Below are 15,576 nucleotides of genomic sequence, written 5' to 3'. Positions count from 1 at the left end.
TTGCCGTCGCTTTGCGAGCAAAGTCAACCACGCGTCACTCCAGTCACACGCGTAACAACACCGCGTACGCAGATCGCGGTTGGCTAACGATTGGAACTCGGCGCCGAGACCGTTCCGGCCGATAGCCAGGGCGGCAGATCAGTTGCCGATGGCGCCGAGCGCCTGCCGGGCATCGGCCCGGCGTTCGTCGATGATGCGGCTCAACTCGTGGAGCAGCAAGGGATTTCGCATCACGAGCTCTTCCAGGAAGCCACGCTCGACCTGCAGCATCGTGGTCTCCTCGACCGCGTGCACCGAAGTCCGGGTCGCCTCCCGGGTGAGCGCACTCTGGCCGAGGAACTCGCCTGGGTGCAGGGTGCGGACCGGTGCGACCGTGCCGTCAGATCCCCGCACCGTGACCTGTGCGCGTCCGGCCACGATGAAGCTCATGCGGGTGGGTACGTCACCCGCGGTCTGGATGGCCTCGTCGACGCCGTATCGCGTCAGGACCGCGTGGGTGAGCAGCTCCTGCTGGTCGGTATGGCCGAGGCGCAGCGCCGTGGCCATGTACCGGCACGCCTTCGCCAGCCGTTCAGGCGTGCCGAAATCGTCGGCGACGCCGTCGAGGTGCAACTCGGCGCGGCGCGCGGCATACCAGACCCAGCGCAGGAACGTGGCTTTGGCGGCACCGTCGTCGGCGGGGGAGCGTAACGGGATCGTGGTGCGGTAGTCGTTGCCTCCGACCGCAACCGCCTTGACCGGGGCGTCCGGGCGGCGGTGCGGAAGCCGCCGCGCGACGTCGGTGAGCAGTGCACATACCTGGTCAGGTGGGTCCGACGGGGCGAATGTGCTCACGATGGACAGCGAGTACGACGCCTCAGGTCGGCTCAGATTGGTGAACGACGCACCGGCCAGCACCGAGTTGGGCATGATCTGCAGGCCGCTGCCGGTGTCGATATGTGTTGCGCGCCAGTTCACTTCGACCACCCGGCCACGTGCGGACGGGGTGTCGAGCCAGTCGCCGAGCCGGAACGGCTGCTCGAACAACAGCAGCAGGCCGGAGATGATCTGGCCCACCGAGTTCTGCAGTGCGAGGCCCAGCACGATCGACGTGACACCGAGCGCGGTGAACAGCCCACCGACATTGGCGCCCCACACGTAGGCGAAGATCATGCCGACCCCGACGGCGATCAGCGCGAAGCGCGCGACGTCGAGGAAGATCGACGGAATTCGCTTGCGCCAGCTGTCTTCTGGGGCGCCCTGAAACAGCGTGGCGTTCAATCCCGACAACAGCAGGATCATCACCACGAATCCGAAGGCCGTCGCGACGATCCGCACCGTGGTCGCCTCCGCCGAGATGTCGCTGCCCTTCACCAGCAGGATCAGCAGAGCGCCCAGCGGCAGGATGTAGTTGCGCAGCAGGCCGACCGGCCGGGCCAGATAGCTGCCGCGCCGCACCAGGGTGTTGTGGATCTCGGTGAGCAGAACCAGGCCGACGGGCAGGCCGATGGCGACCGCGAGGGCCCAGTAGAACCAGTCGGTCTCCAGCACGCTTCTCACGGCTGGCGCTCCGCGAGCCGCCAGACCGGTTCTTCGCCATCTCCGGCGCGCACCGATCCTGCGGCGGTGAACTGGCGGATGTCACGGACGGCGTTGTACACCCGGCTGGTGACGTAGATGCCGGCCTGCGGTGTGCCGCTCTGCACCTGGTAGGCCAGATCGACAGCGCCGCCCCACATGTCGTAGGCGAGGCTGGACCGGCCGACCAGACCGCTGCTGACGGTCCCGGTGTCGATGCCTGCGCGCAACCTGAGGTCATGCCCGGTCTCGGCCCGGAACCGGTCGACGATGCGTTGCATCTCGGCCGCGAAATCGACTGTGCGACGTACGTTGTCGAGCCGGGGCACGGTCAGCCCGCAGCTCGCCAGATAGCCGTTGTGCAACGTGCGTACCGGCTCGACACCGAGATTGTCGGCGGCCGCGTCGAACTGCCGTACCAGCTCGTTGACGATGGCCAGCAGTTCGTCGGAGCTGAGCTCGGCCGAAAGCGCGTCGAGCCCGATGAAGTCGGCGAAGATCACCGTGACGTTCTGGTGATCCTGCGCGATGGTCTCCTCACCTTCGCGGTAGCGCTGCACCACGGGCTCGGGCATCATCGTCAACAGCAGCCGGTCGTTCTCCCGACGCTGTTCTTCGAGCAGATCCTCCTTGATCCGCAGATTGCGGCTCATCTCGTTGAAAGCGACTGTGAGATCGCCGAATTCGTCACGAGACTGGATGGGCAGCGCAATCCCGTAGTCGCCCGCGCTGATCTTCTGGGCGCCGGCTTCGAGCTGGCGGATGGGGCGGACGAAGAACCGGGCCAGCAGGATCGCGGCGATGCACACCACGAAGATCATCGCGACGGTCGACAGCACGAGTGTCCGGGTGAACGCCGTCACCGGGGCGAACGCCTCGCTGGTGTCGATCTTGGCCACCACAACCCAGTCCAGGCCGTCGAGGTTCACCGGGGAGTACGACTCAAGGGCCTCGTTGCCGAGGTAGTCCGTTTCGATCACGGTGCCGGATTCGCCCCGCTGACCCTGGCGCGCCGCGGTCCCGTTGACAGGTTGGACCAGCGTGGTCCCGCCCTGGCGCAGCGACTCCTCGGCCACGTTGGGTGGTGTGCCCGCGTCGATGACGTCGCGTTTGAACTGATCGCGATTCTCCAGGAACAGCCGGGAGTTCGAGCGCATGAGCCCGTCCGGGCCGACCAGGAACGTTTCGCCGGATTCACCCATGCCGGCCTGTTCCCACTGCTGGTCGGCCGTCATCACGCTGTTGACCCCGGTGATCGGGAACTGCAGGGCCATGACGCCTTCCACCCGGCCGTCGGCACCGATCGGGGACAGCATCCACGCCGTGGGTTGCGACGCGGGCTGGTAGTGGCCGAAGTCGGTGACGCCGACGTAGTCGATGGCGTTGGCGTCGAGCGCCTTCTTGTAGGCGTCGGTGAGGTTGGCTCCGCGATAGGGGCCGGTGTAGATGTTGGTGCCCAGATCGACGCCCTTGTAGGCGCTGTAGACCACGTTGCCCCTGGTGTCGAGCAGCAGCGCGTCCTCGAACTTGTACCGCGTGACGATCGCGCGGAAATACTCGTTGAACCGGGCGCTCGCCGCCGACCAGGCGCTGCCGTCATGCGCGTCGCCGAAGGCCAGGGCCTTGTCCCAGTCGGTGAAGGGCGCGGTGTAGTACGCCTGCAGGTACCTCTGCGGGTTCGACGTCGGCAGCAGTGCGTCGACATCTGTCTCGTATCCGCTCTGCGTGTCCTCGGCCGTGCCGAACTGCGACTTGTAGTAGTCGGTGAGCGCCTGCTGCTGGGCCGGGCTGATCGCGGCGTCCGCCAGTTGGTCGAAACCCGCGGTGAAGGCGCGCACGGCTTCGGTGGCGGTCGTGCCCCTGGTGTAGACGACGAGCGAGTTGCGGATGTAGCGGTACTCGGCTTCGAGCTGACGCGTCTGCGCGGTCCGGATCTCGGTGAGCCGGTCGAACACCGATGCCCGCAACGAGCTACGGCCCGACTGATAGCCGATGAATCCGACCACGGCGGCCGACAGCACACTCGTGACGAGCAGCATGGTGAGCAATTTCGACTGGATGCTGATTCGCGACAGCACACGACGACGCGCGGGTTTCGCTGCGGGCGGGGCAGCCTCGGTGGCCACCGGCTCGGTCGTCGTCATCGGGACGGAACATTAGCCGCAAACCGGCTGGGCAGCGCGCTTTTGCCCGGCTCCGGCGGCAGCGTATGCGACATTCGAAGGATGACGCCCCCTGACGATCCGTTCGATCTGGGCCGATTCACGGAAGCTCAAGATCGCGTTTACCCACAGGTGCTCGACGAGTTGCGCCACGGACGCAAGCGCACGCATTGGATGTGGTTCGTCTTTCCGCAGCTGCGCGGGCTCGGTCACAGCGCGACGGCCGTTCACTATGGCATCTCGTCGCGCGCCGAGGCGGACGCATACCTCGCGCACGAAGTTCTCGGTCCGCGCCTGCGCGAGTGCGCCCGGCTGGTATCCGAGATCGACGGCCGCACAGCCGAGGAGATCATGGGCTGGCCGGACTGCCTCAAGCTGCAGTCGTCGATGACGTTGTTCGCGGCGGTCACCGATGACAACGCGGAATTCGCGCGGGTGCTCGACCGGCTCTACGACGGGCACGCCGATCCACGGACGCTGGAACTGCTCAGCTGAGCGGTGCGACGATCAGCCAGCCCTGCGGCGGCACCTCGGTGTGGGTGATCTGCTCCTGCGGCGGCGCGCCCGAACCGGCGATCACCCGACCCGACGCCACCCCGAGCTCGGGCAGCGCCACCGGTAACGGCGCGTCGTCCACGTTGAGCGCGACCACCAGCGACTCGGACCCCGCGGCGCTGCGGTACACGTACTGCGTGTTGGTCAGCATCAGCGCCGACGTGGTCGCGGTGTGCAGCCACGGGTGGCGCCTGCGCAACCCGATCAGGTACTGGTGTGACCGTTCGATGTCGGTGTAATCGCTTGGCGGCGCGGAGAATTCGGGTCGCACCGCGTCGTCTCCGCCCCGGCGGTCCTCCTTGACGCCCCGATAGGCCGACTCGTCACCCGCGTAGATGCTCGGCGTGCCTCCGGTGGTGGTCAGCAGCACCAGGGCGTGCTCCAGATGCGCGGGGTTCTCCAGTTGGCTCGCGATGCGCGTGACGTCGTGGTTCCCGATGAACGTCAACGGTACGAACGTCTGCAGGAACTCGTTGTGCCGCTGCAGGGCCCAATCGAGCTCGTGGAAGTTGCCGTCGTTGAGGCTGCTCCAGATCGCCTTCCACAGCTCGTACTGGGTGAGCGAGTCGAATCCCGTAGCGGTCACGGTCGCCGGGTAGTCACCGTGGATCACCTCGCCGACGAACCAGGCGTCCCCGAAATCCCGCCGCACCAGGGGCAGCACCTGGGCCCAGAACCGGTCCGGGACCGCGTACGCGGCGTCCAGCCGCCACCCGTCGGCGCCGCGGCCCAACCAGTGCCGCATCACGTCGGCGGTGTAGGAGACCACCTCCGGGTTGGCGTGATTGAGTGCGATGAGCTCACCGTGGCCTTCGAACGTGTCGAAGTCGGCGCCGCGGCGCCGGAACCAGGCCGACGCCGGATGCTCGGGTCCGCCGTCGACGGCTTCGCGGTAGCGGGCGAAATCCGTGCCGACGTGGTTGAAGACCCCGTCGAGCAGGATCCGTAGCCCGCGGCCGTGCGCCTCGGTGACCAATCGATCGAAGTCGCCGTCGTCACCCAGGCGCGGGTCGATGCGGAAGTGGTCGGTGGTGTCGTAGCCGTGCGTGCGGGAGGCGAATATCGGGCCGAGCGCGATGCCGGACGCGCCGAGCGCGACGGCGTGATCGAGCCATTCGACGACGCGGCTCAGCCGGTGCTCATCGGGGGTGGGCGGTTGATCGGCCGGAAATGCGCCGACGAAGCCGAGTGGATAGATGTGCCACCAGATCGCGTGTTCGACCCACGCCGGTTCGCCCATGCCTCAGGGCCGGAATTTCGCTGCGTACAACTCTTTCATCGGCTCCTCGAGTTCGGGCACCGGGCCGTCGACCTCGATTCCGGGTGCCACCGCGGTGATCGGCAGGACAGCCACCGGCGCCGGTGGAGCGCCCCATTCGCCGAGCCAGCCGCTTAGTTGGGCCGACGACGTGGCGTAGACGATGCGGCCGAGCCCCACCCACGCGTGCGCGGCCGAACACATCGGGCAGTGCTCACCGGACGTGTAGACCGTGGTGCGGGGACGCCGCTGCGGCGGCAGGTGCTCGGCCGCCCACCGGGCTATCGCGAACTCGGGATGTTGCGTGGCGTCACCGTCTTTGACGCGGTTGCGGTCCGCGAACAGGGTCGCGCCGGTGTAGTCGACGAGGACCGATCCGAACGGTTCATCGCCGTCGTCGAGGGCTTCCCGGGCGAGGTCGACGCACTTGCGGAGATGCCGGAGGTCACTGTCGCTGATGGCCACAGCCGGAGTTTACGCGCGGATCGCCTCGGGACCGGGCAGATCACGCACCGCAGCAGCCGACGTCGAGCCGGCACGCGCACGACGCCATGATCGGCACGTCGGCGCGGGCGCTCGCCAGTTCCAACTGTTGGCCGATGATGGCCGCTTCGGCGTCGCGGCCCAGCCGCTGCAGGCATTCGTGATAGCCGTGCAGGCTCCACACGTTGTTCGGATGGTGGCTGGACCGGCTCAGCGTCGGGTCGAGGCCGAGGTCCGCTGCGTAGGCCTGGGCGGCCTCCTCCACCCGGCCCTGTTCGAGCAACAGCGCGCCGTATGCGTGCCGCGTGGGCTGCATCCAACCCCACGGTTCGTCGTAGGGCAGCGCGTCGTCGAGTTCGATCGCGCGCCGCAGCCGGCTGAACGCGTCGTCGAATCGGCCTTCCCGGTAGGCGATCTCACCGTCGAGCATCGCCCCGGCGATCGCGAGGATGTCCAGGCTGGTGTTGTTGAACAGGTACCGCGAATCCGGGATCCGCCGGTAGGCGGCGGCGAACGCGTCGCGTTCGGCGCGGGCCTTCACGAGCTGGCCCTTCGCGGCATGGGCCACGCCGCGGCCGTAGTGGATGGTGGCCGTCGTGGTGCAGTACAGGGCCGGGTCGGCGGGCAGTGGCTCGGCGATCAGATCGTCCCAGCGGCCGAAGCGCACCAGCACGTGGATCCGCAGCGGTACGAAGGCTTCGAGCCAGTCGGCCATCGGAGGAGATTCGATCGCCAGCAACTCGGGGGTGAGTTGCGCCGCGAGTTCGTCCGCGGCCCGCAGCGCGATCTGCGAACTTCCTTCGAACATCGCCGAATACACCACGAAGTGCAGGTCGTGCGCGCGGTAGAGGGAATAGAAGTTCAGCGGCCCCTGCCGTTCGACGAACTTGCGATCTGCCGTGACCGCAGCGAGATTCGACGTGATCGAGTTACGGTAGTCGCCGCACAACACGTCGATGTGGCTGGGCATGTGCTGAAGGTGTCCGGCGTCAGGCACCAGTCCGCGCAACAGGTCGGCGGCGGGCAGTGCCTCCTGCGGCGTGCGCGCCATCTCCATGGTGTGGATGTAGAGGTGCAGGATGCCGGGGTGGGCCCGGCCCGCGGGAGTGGCCAGGGCGTCGTCGAGAATCCGCTTGGCCGCGAGCACGCGGGAATCGGGGGCGGGCTCGCCGGTGCGGGTGTCCCACAGTGCCCACGCGGTGACGTTGACCAGCGCATCGGCGGCCAGGGCCTGCACGTCGACGTCGTCGGGGTACTCCTGCGCGAGCTGGGCCATGGCGTCGGCGTAGGCCGTGTGTCCCGCGGCAAGACCCGCCGCATCGTCGGGATCCGCTGTTGGAAACCGCTGCCGCAGAGCGGAAATCAAGGCCCGCTCGAGATCCGACGCCCGGCCTCGGTCAGCCAGCTCGAGCTCGCTGCGGGCCCGCGCCAGCGAACTCGCGAGGTCGGCCGGGTCGAATGCGTCCCAGGCCTTGTTGTAGTTGGGCCCGATGGAATAGGCGATGCCCCAGCGGGCGATCGCCAACTCGCCGTCGAATTCCAACGCGCGTTCGAAGCAGCGGATCGACTCCTCGTGGTTGAACGCGTATGCCCACACCAGGCCACGGTCGAACCAGGTTTGTGCCTCGGCCGAGTCGGTGTCGACAGGCCGGCCATGGGATCCGAGGTCGTAATACGGCTCGGTCGGCGCGAGTTCCGTCACGGCTCGCACGATAGTTGAGCGAGCCGGACCGCGAGAAGCGTTGCGTCAACCGGTGAGCCGAAAGGTGCGCAAGTGGGAACCAACGGCCGGGTGCCGGCCGTTGGTCACCCATGCCGACTACCGTATCCAGCGCTCCCGTGCTGCCCTCACTTGCTGCCCAAGCTGAACGGTTGACGTCACTCGGGGTGAGCGGTCTCGACCCCGCGGCGTTCGAAGACTTCACCGCGGAAGGCGATGCCCTGCTGGTCGTCCGGCCGGAGCTGCTCGCCGCGAGCGCACTGGCGCCGTTGTTGCGGTTCGGGGGCAAGGCGGGATTCGTCGTGTCGGACATGACGGACGTCGACACGTTCGGCGCGGTCGAGTCCGCCGCGCCGCCCGATGCGCCGGTCTACGTGGTGACGTCGCTGGATCGCGGTGACGCCATGCGCAACTGGTCCCCCGACGAGGCACTGCCCGCGATCCTCGACGCGGGCCGGACTCCGTTGACCCTCACGGAGGGACTGCACTGGGTGCTGCAAAAGCCCGAGATCCTGCAACGGGGCCGATGCTTCATGACCATCGGTTCCCGGGTGCGCAAACCCGACGGCTCCTGGGATCCCCGTACGCCCGCGCTGTGGATCAGCAACGGCACCGGTCGCGACGGCATCGAGCATCGCGATGCTGCCAAGGTTGGGTGGTGCTGGGCGGGCAATCGGCACACCTGGCTGGGTTTCGCGTCGGCCGGCGGGCGGCACGCCCCGCGGCAGGCGTGATTCGACACCGTCGCTGCAACGTGTTCTAGTTCAGGGATGCCGGGTTACACCCATCTCGAAGGTCTGACCTCTGCCGACATCGCGCGACTGCGTGCGACCTACGCGCCGCTCGCCGAGTCCGTGCGGCACCTGATCGACGCCACGATCCGGTCCGAGGTCGACGCCGACGAGGTGGCCGCGGTGAAGGCTGACATCGACAGGGCGACGGCGCGGCTGCAGGCCAAACAGATCGACGGACCGTTCGGTGTCCGCTTCACGTCCGACGGGGATCGGCTGCCGTGGGGCAATCCGGCGATCGGGCTCCGTAACCCGATCGCCCCACCGCTGGTGATGGTCAAGGATCCGGATGGCGCCATCCACACCGACTTTCACCTCGGGGCCGCCTACGAGGGCCCGCCGGGGCACGTGCACGGCGGCATCGTCGCGATGGTGCTCGACCACGTGCTCGGCGAGGTTGCCGCGAGTGACCCAGACAGTCCCCGGTTCACGGGCACGCTGACGATCCGGTATCTGCGTGCCACGCCGCTGGGCGCACTGCACGCCGAAGGCCGCATCACGCGCACCGACGGCATCAAAGCGTTTGCGTCGGGCCGGGTTTCCGATGCCGACGGCGTCACGGCCGAGGCGGACGGCGTTTTCATCCTGCCCAAGTGGGCGCGGCGCTGACGCCGGGGCGCTCAGGACGGTGAATCGACCCGGTCGATTGCGACGTCGGCCAGGCTTCGGGTGATGGTCGTCAGTTCGGCGACCAGGATGCGCGCCGCGCCGTTGTCGGCGGCCAGGCTCGACACCACGTCGTGCACGCGGTTGAGGGCTGAGCTGAGCTCGGCGGTGTCGAGGCTCCACGGCACGGCCGGGCTCGGCGGCGCCCCGCGCAGCGCCTCCACGTAATCGTCCACGGCAGCGATGAATTCGCCGGGCAGCGCCGAGGACGGGTGAGTGGGCAGACTGTTCTCCAAGGTGGTGCACGCACTGGTCACGGTGTTCAGTGCGGTGCGGTAGGACCGTAACCAGCGCCGCAGCGTGGGGGAGTCCAGCCGGGCCGCGCCCCAGGCCGCCTCGAACGCGGCGCGGGCCCGAAACGCCCGCTGCCATGCCGCCGACAGGGTCTCGGCCGGATGGTCGACCTCGTGCACAAAGGCTCTCACCACCATGGCCGCGTAATCGATCTCGGTCATGAGCAGCTCGCCGGCGCGCTGCCGCAACCGGATCAGGGCGTGGTCGGGTAGCACCACATGAGCCATCACGGCCAGGCCGCCGCCGATGAGGACGCTGAACAGCCGGTCGGTGAGGCCTACGGCGGGTCCGATCTGCCCGACCCCGACCACGTAGACGACAAGGGCCCCGACGGCTCCGCCGACCGCGAGATAGCCGAACCGGGATAGGCCGTAGGCCAGTCCGGTGAAGGCCAGGGCACACACGGCCGACGCCATGGGGCCGGGCTGCCAGGCCAGGACGATCACCGAGGCGATCAGGATGCCCACCGCGAGGCCGGCGATGCGACCCGCGCAGCGCGTGTAGGTGTGCGCGGTCTCCGGGCGCGGCACCACCACGACGGCCAGTGCCATCCAGTAGCCGTGCTCGATACCGGTGAAGCGGGCCACCGCGACGGCGATGGCCGTGGTCACCGAAAGCCGGAGCGCGTGCCGCAGGATGGGTGAATTCCACGTGAGGTGTGAGCGGACCACCGTGGGCGCCGAGGCCAGCGAACCGATCAGATCGGGTCGGTGCAGTTGTCCGAACCGCAGTACCGCGGCCTCCCGTAGCTGTTCGGAGAGTCGTTGCGCCATGGACTTTTCGGGCCCGGTCACGGCGGCGACCGCGGAGTCGACGCGCACCAGCGCGTGCTCGGCGTCGCGGCGCGCGGTGTGCCCGTGATCCGCGATCGCGTCGAGCAGTACCGCGGCGGCTGCGAGCACCTGCGAAACGCCGTCCGCACGGTCGGCGTCGCCGGTCGAGCGCAGTGCCGCCACGGTCGCGGCAAGCCGCTCGGGCAGCCGGTAGCCACCGTGGTAGGCGCGGGGACGCTGGGCCACCTGGCTGTCGGCGAACACCTCACGCAGCCAGGTCAGCGGCGCATCGTCGACATCGGCCGAGGAGTTCGCGGCGACGTTGCGCGCATCGGTGGCCAGCGACCGGTACGCCCGCGTGAGTCCCTCGCGCTGGGCCCGCCACCGGCGCGGCGGCCAGATCGCGATGAGCAGCGCCTGGACCACGCCCGCGGCGATCACGAACACCGGTGCCAGCAGCACGTCGCCCAGTGTCGGCGCGGTGGACGGGGCGATCACCAGCAGTGCGCTGGCGGCCGACGCGACCAGGCCCGCGTTGGCCCCGAGCGACCACTGCATGCCTGCCGCGAAACACCACAGCGCGACCACGACGACGAACACGATGCTGTGCGAGCCGCTCACCGTGCCGAGAAACACGACGATCGCCAGTTCGATCGATCCGGTGACCACCAGGGGTACCCGGCCGCCAGGGCTGCGCTGCAACGCGATGGCACTCGCGATGATGCCCGCGGCGAGCGTCCACATCGCGGTCGCCGTCGACACCGCGAACATCGCGATCGCGGTCACCGCCAGCACCCCGGTCAGGCTCCGCGCCACCGCCCCGGCGTCCGGCGTACTCAGCCGCAGCGCGTCCGCTGCCTGCCCGCCTGTCTGCACGGATCCATTCTGGCGCGATCCGGGCCGGCAGGCCGCCAACTGGTGCACCGTGGCGCGGCACCGGTGCGCCGGTTGTACGTTCGGTGCGTGGAAAAGGTCATCGTCACGTTGCGGGCGGCACGGTCCGACGAGAACTGGTGTGTGCGCCTGCGGTCGCAGGTCGCCGACGAACTGCTGGCGCTCGGGGTGCCGGGCCTGACGGTCAACGTGCGTGACGACGCGGTGCGCGATTCACTCATGACCCTGACCACGCTCGACCCGCCGGTGGTCGCGGTGGTGAGCCTGTGGGTTCAGCAGTACTACGGCGAGGTGGCCCGGGCCGCGATCGACCGGCTGAGTGCCGAATGTGACCATGCGGCTGCCTATTTGGTGACCGAGTCGGTGCCGATGGCCGTACCGCGGACGGCGCCCGGCGAGCGTGTCGACGGACTGGCCAACATCGCGCTGCTGCGCCGGCCCGCGGAACTCGACCCGGTAACGTGGCTGCGCCGCTGGCACGTCGACCACACGCCGGTCGCGATCGAAACCCAGGCCACGTTCGGGTACACCCAGAACACCGTGGTGCGGGCGCTCACTGACGACGCGCCGGTGCTGGCGGCCATCGTCGAGGAGCTGTTCCCGCAGCAGGCCGTGTCGGACCTGCACGCGTTCTTCGGTGCGGCCGACGACGCCGATCTCGCCGACCGGATGCGGCGGATGGTGGCCAGTACGGATGCCTTCGGCGCCAGCAGCAACATCGACACCGTGCCGACCAGCCGGTACGAGTTTCGCAGTCCATTCGTCACACCCGACCGGCCGTAGTGGAACGTGTTCTAGTTACGCTGCGAGGGTGAACCTGACGATCGACGACGCCAACCGGGTACGCACCCTGACGTTCAACCGCCCCGACGCGCTCAACGCGTTCAACGAGGCGCTGTACGACGAGACGACGAAGGCTTTGCGGGCGGCCGCCGAGGATCCCGAGGTCGCGGTGGTGCTGTTGACGGGCGCCGGCCGAGCGTTCAGTGCGGGCAACGATCTCGTCGAGATGCAGAGCCGCATCACCAACCCCGCGTTCACCCCGGGCGAGCACGGCTTCTACGGGATGCTCGACGCGTTGACCACGTTCCCCAAACCCCTCATCTGCGCGGTCAACGGCGTCGGCGTCGGGATCGGCGCCACCATCCTCGGATATGCCGACCTGGCGTTCATGGCGTCGACCGCACGGCTCAAGTGCCCCTTCACCAGCCTCGGCGTTGCGCCGGAGGCGGCGTCGTCCTATCTGATGCCGCGGCTGATCGGTCGGCAGAACGCGGCGTGGCTGTTGATGTCCTCGGAGTGGATCAGTGCGCAGGAGGCCCTGGACATGGGTCTGGTGTGGCGCGTGTGCGAGCCTGACGAGCTGCTGGCCGAGGCCCGCCGGCACGCGGAAATCCTTGCCGCCAAGCCCATATCGAGCCTGATGGCGGTCAAGCAGACCATGGTCGCACCGATCCGCGACGCCATCGTCGCGGCGACCGAGCGGGAGAAGGCGCTGTTCGTCGAACTCGTCGGCCAGGCGGCCAACGTCGACGCACTCGCGGCGTTCTCCGACCGCAAGGGCGGCTAGCGCTCCGCGGCGGGTCGGCGTTCAGCGGGTCACTTGCCGTCGCCGTTGCTGGTAGCGCCGGAAACGTGCCGGGGTCATCCCGATCTCGGCACGGAAGGCGCGGGAGAATGCCGACTCGGACTGGTAGCCGACCTGGTCGGCGATGGCGCCGACTGTCGCGTCACTGGAACTGAGAAGGTCGGCGGCAGCCATCATCCGGGCACGTACCAAGAAAACGCCCACGGTCATGCCGGTCTCCTGACTGAAATGACGCAGGAATGTCGCCCGTGACATGGCGGCGGTGCGGCTGAGCCGCTCGATGGTCCAGTCGGCGCCCGGCGTGGCCAGCATGCTCTCGATCGCCGTCGCGATCCGCGGGTCGGCCGCGGCGGTCCACAAGGCCGGCGTCGTCGTCACAGTCCTGGCGGATCTCAACACCATTGTCAGCAGCACCGTGGCCAAGGCGGACAGGATCGCCGCAGTGCCCTTGGTTCCCCGCTGCGCCTCTGCGCGCATCATCGTGCTCAGCATCGCCAGCATCTCGGCGTCGCCGTCGGACTCCCCGCACGAAACGTGCAGCGGATCAGGCAGGCTGCGGAAGAACACCGCGCCCGCGCCCGCGTCAAACGTGTAGTGTCCGCAGAACAAATCGACGACGGCGGGCCCGCTGCCCTTACTGCGGGTGCTCACGAACGCATCTCCGGCGGTGTCGATTGTGCCCCGGAGGCGACCTGGGCCGCCGGTGACGATTCGATGGGGAGCCCGACCGGGTAGCAGTACGACATCTCCCTGCCGCATCTCCAGCACCCGGGTGCCGACCACGAGTTGACACTCGCCCTCGAGGACGGCGTGAAATGGGGCTTGCAGCTCCCGGTACCCCTCGACATCCATTCGGGTGGTGCCGCCCAGGAGGCAGCGCTTGTCCACGTTGGCGCCAAGCCGAGCCAGGTCCAACAAACGACTGACGGCGTCCATGATGAGACTTTAGAGCATAAAAATGAGCTATCTCGATCTATTGGTATTAATCTTCGCTGCCTACGGTTTCCAGACATGTCATCGCAGGTCGGCGCTCCAGAAGCGCCGCCTGCACGCAGCAGGAAGGAAGTCGTCATGACCGAACAGATCGACCCCAGGGACATGTCCACCCGCAGAACAGATCTCGATCGCGTCGCGGTGCGCGTACTGCCGCCTGTCGACGTGGTTGCCGCGGTGTTGCTGCGGTACGGACTCGTCGTCGTCATCGGCTGGATCGGCCTGCTGAAGTTCGCCCATTACGAGGCGCATCAGATAGCACCCCTGGTCGCGCACAGCCCGTTCATGGGCTGGCTCTATGGGATCTTCCCCGAATACACGTTTTCCGTGCTCCTGGGCGTCGTGGAAGTGACCGCGGCGGTACTGCTTGCGGTGAAGCCGTTCGCGCCACGCGTCTCGGCGCTCGGAAGCTTGCTGTCGGTGTTGTTGTTCCTCGCGACGATCAGCTTCCTGTTCACCACCCCGGGCATCGGCGAACCGGCGGGCGGTGGGTTTCCCGCGATTTCGCTCCTCGCGGAGTTTCTTCTGAAAGACGTTGTCTTGCTGGGTGCTTCGTTCTGGACGTTGGCCGATGCGATCAGGTCGGGATGGGCCGGGGGCCGCAGGTGACCGTCCGGACCCGGTGAGCACCACCACCAACCCCAGTGGCCAGTTCGGCCCCGACGTGTTTCCACGAGGAAGGCGACCAACCCCATGTCTGTCCAGAATGCGCGATACGAGTCCCTTTTCCGGCCCACGTCGATCGGAGGAGTTGACCTGGCCAACCGCGTCGCCCTGGCGCCGATGACCCGCGTCAGCGCGACGGCTGAAGGTGTTCCCACCGATCGGATCGGCGCCTATTACCGGAAGTTCGCCGACGGAGGGTTCGGCCTGTTGCTCACCGAAGGCCTCTACATCGATGACGAGACCAGTCAGGGCTACTACTTCCAGCCCGGCATCTCGAACGCCGCTCAGGTCGCGGCGTGGAAACGAGTGGTGGACGGCGTACATGGCGCTGGGGCGAAGTTCTTCGCCCAACTCATGCACGCCGGCAGCCAGTCACAAGGCAACGTGCACACGACCACCACGTGGGGCCCCTCGGCCGTGCGTCCCAGAGGCGAGCAGGTGGCCATGTACCGCGGGTCGGGGCCCTACCAGATACCCGAGGCGATGACCGCTGAGCAGATCGGCCAGGTCCGCGCGGCGTTCGTCAATGCGGCCCGGTTGGCACGCGACGCGGGGTTCGACGGCGTGGAGATCCACGGGGCCAACGGTTACCTGCTGGACGCATTCCTCACCGACTACATGAACACCCGCGCGGACGAGTACGGGGGAAGCATCGCCAACCGCGTCCGGTTGGCCGCCGAGGTGGGCTCTGATGTCGCAGCGGCAGTCGGTGCGGACATCGCCGTCGGTATGCGCATCTCCCAGGGCAAGGTTTCAGACCACGATCATCGGTGGGCGGGCCGCGAAGACGACGCCGCTGCCATCTTCGGCGCTCTGGCTGAAACCGGTATCGACTACCTTCACACCACCGAATACCGAGCTCTGGCACCGGCTTTCGAAGGCAACGCCAGCTCACTGGCGGAACTGGCCAAGCGCTACAGTGGGCTGCCGATCATCGCCAACGGCCACCTCGATGATCCCCGCGACGCCGCCGCCATCATCGAATCGGGGGCCGCCGATGTCGTCGCCCTGGCCAAACCTGCGCTGGCCAATCGGGACTGGCCGCGTCGCGTGCGCTCAGGACAACCGCTGTCGCCCGACCTGCCGGCCGATCTCTTCGGTCCTACCGCAACCGTCAAAGACTGGGAAGTGACCCGTTCGCCCAACCTGGCAGGCCAGCCTTCCGGGCGCTAAAAG

The 15,576-nt window shown here is 68.0% G+C and carries 14 protein-coding genes; 7 read left to right on the top strand and 7 right to left on the bottom strand.

Annotated features, from left to right (window positions below; all coding sequences use genetic code 11):
• Window positions 1-138 precede the first annotated feature (138 nt).
• On the bottom strand, window positions 139-1,539 hold the full coding sequence (locus G6N67_RS32555) for a mechanosensitive ion channel family protein (protein WP_036439985.1): 1,401 nt from the start codon (window positions 1,537-1,539) through the stop codon (window positions 139-141).
• Window positions 1,536-3,701: an adenylate/guanylate cyclase domain-containing protein gene (locus G6N67_RS32550; RefSeq protein ID WP_036439988.1), complete on the bottom strand. Its 2,166-nt coding sequence runs from the start codon at window positions 3,699-3,701 to the stop codon at window positions 1,536-1,538. Before G6N67_RS32550 ends, G6N67_RS32555 begins: the two co-directional genes overlap by 4 nt.
• A gap of 81 nt (window positions 3,702-3,782) precedes the next feature.
• Here G6N67_RS32550 and G6N67_RS32545 point away from each other — a divergent pair, with 81 nt between their 5' ends.
• Window positions 3,783-4,214 carry a DUF1810 domain-containing protein gene (locus tag G6N67_RS32545; RefSeq protein WP_036439991.1) on the top strand — a complete coding sequence of 144 codons (432 nt, stop codon included), beginning with the start codon at window positions 3,783-3,785 and terminating at the stop codon, window positions 4,212-4,214.
• On the opposite strand, the gene G6N67_RS32540 is transcribed toward G6N67_RS32545, so the two are convergent.
• The 3 genes from G6N67_RS32540 to G6N67_RS32530 are packed head-to-tail and all read right to left on the bottom strand — an operon-like array spanning window position 4,207 to window position 7,717.
• Window positions 4,207-5,514 carry an alpha-amylase family protein gene (locus tag G6N67_RS32540; protein WP_036439995.1) on the bottom strand — a complete coding sequence of 436 codons (1,308 nt, stop codon included), beginning with the start codon at window positions 5,512-5,514 and terminating at the stop codon, window positions 4,207-4,209. The genes G6N67_RS32545 and G6N67_RS32540 overlap by 8 nt on opposite strands.
• 3 nt (window positions 5,515-5,517) lie before the next feature.
• Window positions 5,518-5,997 carry a nucleoside deaminase gene (locus tag G6N67_RS32535; protein WP_036439998.1) on the bottom strand — a complete coding sequence of 160 codons (480 nt, stop codon included), beginning with the start codon at window positions 5,995-5,997 and terminating at the stop codon, window positions 5,518-5,520.
• A 40-nt stretch (window positions 5,998-6,037) separates the two neighbouring features.
• Window positions 6,038-7,717 carry a hypothetical protein gene (locus tag G6N67_RS32530; protein ID WP_036440001.1) on the bottom strand — a complete coding sequence of 560 codons (1,680 nt, stop codon included), beginning with the start codon at window positions 7,715-7,717 and terminating at the stop codon, window positions 6,038-6,040.
• Window positions 7,718-7,887: 170 nt separating this feature from the next.
• Between G6N67_RS32530 and G6N67_RS32525 the strand changes: the two genes are divergently transcribed.
• Both G6N67_RS32525 and G6N67_RS32520 read left to right on the top strand, forming a co-directional pair.
• Complete coding sequence (locus G6N67_RS32525) at window positions 7,888-8,469, top strand: DUF5701 family protein (RefSeq protein ID WP_230022734.1); 582 nt, start codon at window positions 7,888-7,890, stop codon at window positions 8,467-8,469.
• Window positions 8,470-8,505: 36 nt separating this feature from the next.
• Complete coding sequence (locus tag G6N67_RS32520; protein WP_036440006.1) at window positions 8,506-9,135, top strand: PaaI family thioesterase; 630 nt, start codon at window positions 8,506-8,508, stop codon at window positions 9,133-9,135.
• 11 nt (window positions 9,136-9,146) lie between these two features.
• Here G6N67_RS32520 and G6N67_RS32515 read toward each other — a convergent pair whose 3' ends face one another.
• A complete protein-coding gene (locus G6N67_RS32515) occupies window positions 9,147-11,135 on the bottom strand; it encodes an FUSC family protein (RefSeq protein WP_036440748.1) in 1,989 nt (662 codons plus the stop codon).
• 87 nt (window positions 11,136-11,222) lie between these two features.
• Here G6N67_RS32515 and G6N67_RS32510 point away from each other — a divergent pair, with 87 nt between their 5' ends.
• On the top strand, window positions 11,223-11,936 hold the full coding sequence (locus tag G6N67_RS32510; RefSeq protein WP_036440751.1) for a hypothetical protein: 714 nt from the start codon (window positions 11,223-11,225) through the stop codon (window positions 11,934-11,936).
• A gap of 28 nt (window positions 11,937-11,964) precedes the next feature.
• Window positions 11,965-12,723 carry an enoyl-CoA hydratase/isomerase family protein gene (locus G6N67_RS32505; protein ID WP_036440008.1) on the top strand — a complete coding sequence of 253 codons (759 nt, stop codon included), beginning with the start codon at window positions 11,965-11,967 and terminating at the stop codon, window positions 12,721-12,723.
• 21 nt (window positions 12,724-12,744) lie between these two features.
• Here the strand turns inward: G6N67_RS32505 and G6N67_RS32500 are convergent, their stop codons facing one another.
• Window positions 12,745-13,677 (bottom strand): AraC family transcriptional regulator, encoded by a 933-nt coding sequence (locus G6N67_RS32500; RefSeq protein WP_036440011.1) that lies wholly within the window; start codon window positions 13,675-13,677, stop codon window positions 12,745-12,747.
• Between the two features lie 162 nt (window positions 13,678-13,839).
• Between G6N67_RS32500 and G6N67_RS32495 the strand changes: the two genes are divergently transcribed.
• On the top strand, window positions 13,840-14,343 hold the full coding sequence (locus G6N67_RS32495; RefSeq protein WP_036440755.1) for a YkgB family protein: 504 nt from the start codon (window positions 13,840-13,842) through the stop codon (window positions 14,341-14,343).
• A gap of 84 nt (window positions 14,344-14,427) precedes the next feature.
• Window positions 14,428-15,573, top strand: a complete 1,146-nt coding sequence (locus G6N67_RS32490; protein WP_051579185.1) for an oxidoreductase — start codon at window positions 14,428-14,430, stop codon at window positions 15,571-15,573.
• Window positions 15,574-15,576: the final 3 nt, after the last annotated feature.

The sequence above is a fragment of the Mycolicibacterium mageritense genome (assembly GCF_010727475.1).
Classification (GTDB): domain Bacteria; phylum Actinomycetota; class Actinomycetes; order Mycobacteriales; family Mycobacteriaceae; genus Mycobacterium; species Mycobacterium mageritense.
This window is presented reverse-complemented; position numbering and strand designations above follow the sequence as displayed.